Source organism: Burkholderia sp. Ac-20353, assembly GCF_017104785.1.
Classification (GTDB): Bacteria; Pseudomonadota; Gammaproteobacteria; order Burkholderiales; family Burkholderiaceae; genus Burkholderia.
Map to the genome: position 1 here is coordinate 1 of NZ_JAAGPL010000390.1, position 2866 is coordinate 2866.

General features: G+C 68.2%; 5 protein-coding genes and 1 pseudogene. 3 read left to right on the forward strand and 3 right to left on the reverse strand.

Going from position 1 to position 2866, the window contains the following annotated elements; translation table 11 throughout:
- The 3 genes from G3N94_RS40505 to G3N94_RS40515 form a co-directional block, all read left to right on the forward strand.
- On the forward strand, nt 1–500 hold a 500-nt coding region (locus G3N94_RS40505; protein ID WP_205799786.1), incomplete at its 5' end, for a beta-ketoacyl synthase chain length factor.
- Entirely contained in the window at nt 497–1000 is a 504-nt protein-coding gene (locus G3N94_RS40510; protein WP_205799787.1) for a hotdog family protein, read from the forward strand. The genes G3N94_RS40505 and G3N94_RS40510, both read left to right, overlap by 4 nt.
- 22 nt (nt 1001–1022) lie before the next feature.
- Nucleotides 1023–1307 (forward strand): hypothetical protein, encoded by a 285-nt coding sequence (locus G3N94_RS40515; RefSeq protein WP_205799788.1) that lies wholly within the window; start codon nt 1023–1025, stop codon nt 1305–1307.
- Between the two features lie 6 nt (nt 1308–1313).
- Here the strand turns inward: G3N94_RS40515 and G3N94_RS40520 are convergent, their stop codons facing one another.
- From G3N94_RS40520 to G3N94_RS40530, 3 genes and pseudogenes are all read right to left on the reverse strand, one after another.
- Nucleotides 1314–1529: a hypothetical protein gene (locus tag G3N94_RS40520; RefSeq protein WP_205799789.1), complete on the reverse strand. Its 216-nt coding sequence runs from the start codon at nt 1527–1529 to the stop codon at nt 1314–1316.
- 202 nt (nt 1530–1731) lie between these two features.
- On the reverse strand, nt 1732–2475 hold the full coding sequence (gene phbB, locus G3N94_RS40525; protein WP_205799790.1) for an acetoacetyl-CoA reductase: 744 nt from the start codon (nt 2473–2475) through the stop codon (nt 1732–1734).
- Between the two features lie 257 nt (nt 2476–2732).
- Nucleotides 2733–2866, reverse strand: a pseudogene (locus tag G3N94_RS40530) (acetyl-CoA C-acetyltransferase); the annotation flags it as partial.

The following is a 2866-nucleotide window of genomic DNA, read 5'->3' on the forward strand; positions in this document are numbered from 1 at the left end:
TGTCGCCGACGCGCTTTCACAACTCGGTGCACAACGCGCCGGCCGGCTACTGGAGCATCGCGACCCGCGCGATGGCGACGTCGAACGTGCTGTGCGCACACGACGGCAGCTTCGCCGCGGGTTTGCTCGAAAGCCTGTGCCAGGTCGCGGTCGATCGCGTGCCGTGCCTGCTGATCGCGTACGACACCGACTATCCGGAACCGCTGCGCGCAATGCGGCCGATCATCGACGCGTTCGGCGTCGCGCTCGTGCTCGCGCCCGACCCGGGCGCGGCCGCGCTCGCACGCATCGACGTGCAGTTGACCGACGCGCCCGCGACGACGCTCGCGTCGCCCGAACTCGAAGCACTGCGCACCGGCAATCCGGCCGCGCGTGCGCTGCCGCTGCTCGACGCGCTGGCCGCGCGACGCTCGACCAGCGTCGTGCTCGACTATCTTGCGGACACGCGCGTGCGGGTCGACATCGCGATGCCGGACGCGTTCGCGGAGCATGCGCGATGACCGCGCCGGTCACGTTGACGCCGCCGCTCGATCACGCGTGGATCGCTGCACACATTCCGCACGCCGGCGCGATGTGCGTGCTCGATACGGTCGATGCGTGGGACGACGTGCGGATCCGCTGCTCGGCGACGAGCCACCGCGATCCACACAACCCGCTGCGCTCGCATGGACGGCTCGCGTCGGTCTGCGGGATCGAATACGCGGCGCAAGCGATGGCCGTGCATGGCGCGCTGCTCGGCGCGCAGCAGGACCGCCCGCGAGTCGGTTATCTCGCGAGCGTGCGCGGCGTCGACGCGTTCGTCGATCGGCTCGACACGTTCGACGCGCCGCTGACCGTCGATGCAGAACGCGTGAGCGGCGACGGCAGCTCCGTGCTGTACGGCTTCACGCTTCGCTGCGGCGATCGCGTGTTGCTGACCGGCCGCGCCGCGGTGATGCTCGACGCAGCGGCGGCCGGCGCGTTTCGTCCGCCGCCTGCCGGCAGTGCGGAACCTCGATGAAAACTCTTATGGGAATCAGGTCGTGAAAAGTCGTCAGTTCATTTACAGCGCGCTCGTTCTCGCGCTGATCAGCCCGATCGCGCACGCGGACATGTCCGAAGTGAAGCAGGACATCAAGCGCGATTCGAAGGAAGCCGCACACAAGACCGGCGAAGCTGCACGCAGCTTCGGCCATGCGACCGCGAGCGCCGCGAAGACGGTCGGTCACGGAATCGCCCATGCGTCGCGCGAAGGCTGGGATGCAACCAAGCGCACGACGAAGCGGGTCTTCCACAAGAGCGATACGAGCGACAAGAAGAGCGACTGAAGCAGGTCACTTCGTCGCGCTGCGGCCTCTCGTGCGCCGCTCCGGCCGCGCTGGCGCGCGCGCGATGCGCTTGCCGTATGCCGCCAGCCAGCAGTCGTGATGATCGAAGTTCCGCAGCAGCCGCGCACGGCGCCGCTCGAGCCAGTGGAGCACGATCGTCATCGTCAGCGCGACGGCCAGCGCCGATCCGCCGATCGCGAGTCCCATCCAGGTATCAGCCATGCCTCCTCCGGAATGCAAGGCCGACGCAGCGCGCGTGCCGCGCGACGACGATCGGCCCGAACGGCGCACGCCGCCCACCGGAAGCGCGGCGCACGAGCCCGCGTCCGTCGTCGTCATCGCACTTCGGCGCGCCGCCCCGGCGCTGGATACAGCGGGAGCACGGCCCGGGCGCACGCGCGAACGCCGCCCGGGCCGCCGCGCGTCAGTGCATGTGCTGGCCGCCGTTGATCGCGATGTTCGAGCCCGTCACGAAGCCCGCCTCTTCCGAGCACAGGTACGCGACGAGGCCCGCGACTTCGTCGGGCTGGCCGAGCCGGCCGGCCGGGATCTGCGGCAGGATCTTCGAGTCGAGAACCTCCTGCGGGATCGCCATCACCATCTTCGTCGCGAGATAGCCCGGCGACACCGTGTTCACCGTGACGCCCTTGCGCGCGACTTCGAGCGCGAGCGACTTCGTGAAACCGTGCATGCCGGCCTTCGCGGCCGCGTAGTTGGTCTGGCCGACCGAGCCCTTCGAGCCGTTCACCGACGAGATGTTGACGATCCGGCCCCAGCCGCGCTCGACCATCCCTTCGCAGACCGGCTTGGTCATGTTGAACACGGAGTCGAGGTTGGTGCGGATCACCGCGTCCCAGTTGACCTTGTCGAGCTTGCGGAACGTCATGTCGCGCGTGATGCCGGCGTTGTTCACGAGCACGTCGATCGGGCCGACGTCCTGCACGATCTTCGCCACGCATTCCTGGCACGAATCGTGGTCGGCCACGTCCACCGGATACGCGCGGAACTCGCGGCCCGCCGCGTGCATCTCGGTCAACCAGCGGTCGGCGCCATTGTTGTTCGGCGAATACGTGACGACCACCTGGAAACCCGCGTCGTGCAATTTGATGCTGATTGCCTCGCCGAGGCCGCCCATTCCACCTGTCACAACTGCAATTCGCTTAGTCATCCTAGAAGTTACCGACAATAAATTGAAGTAATCGATGATGTGGCGCGGCGACGTGGCACACGCCGCCATGCACACCGCTTCGACGCGCGGCCGGCCCGGCCTTGCCGCCGGGCCCGGCGCGCGCATCGCGGGATCGCGCGATTTGTTGTGTCCGGCTTGTTCTGCGCGAAAATCGTCAGGCACGCGGGCAGGCGACCGCCTGCGCACCGTCGGGGTTCAAACCTTCAGCTGCGCTTCAGTCGCGCTTCAGTCGCGCTTCAGTCGCGTTCGACCGCGAGTGCGACGCCCATCCCGCCGCCGATGCACAGCGATGCCAGCCCGCGCTTCGCATCGCGCTTGACCATCTCGTGCAGCAGCGTCACCAGGATCCGGCAGCCCGACGCGCCGATCG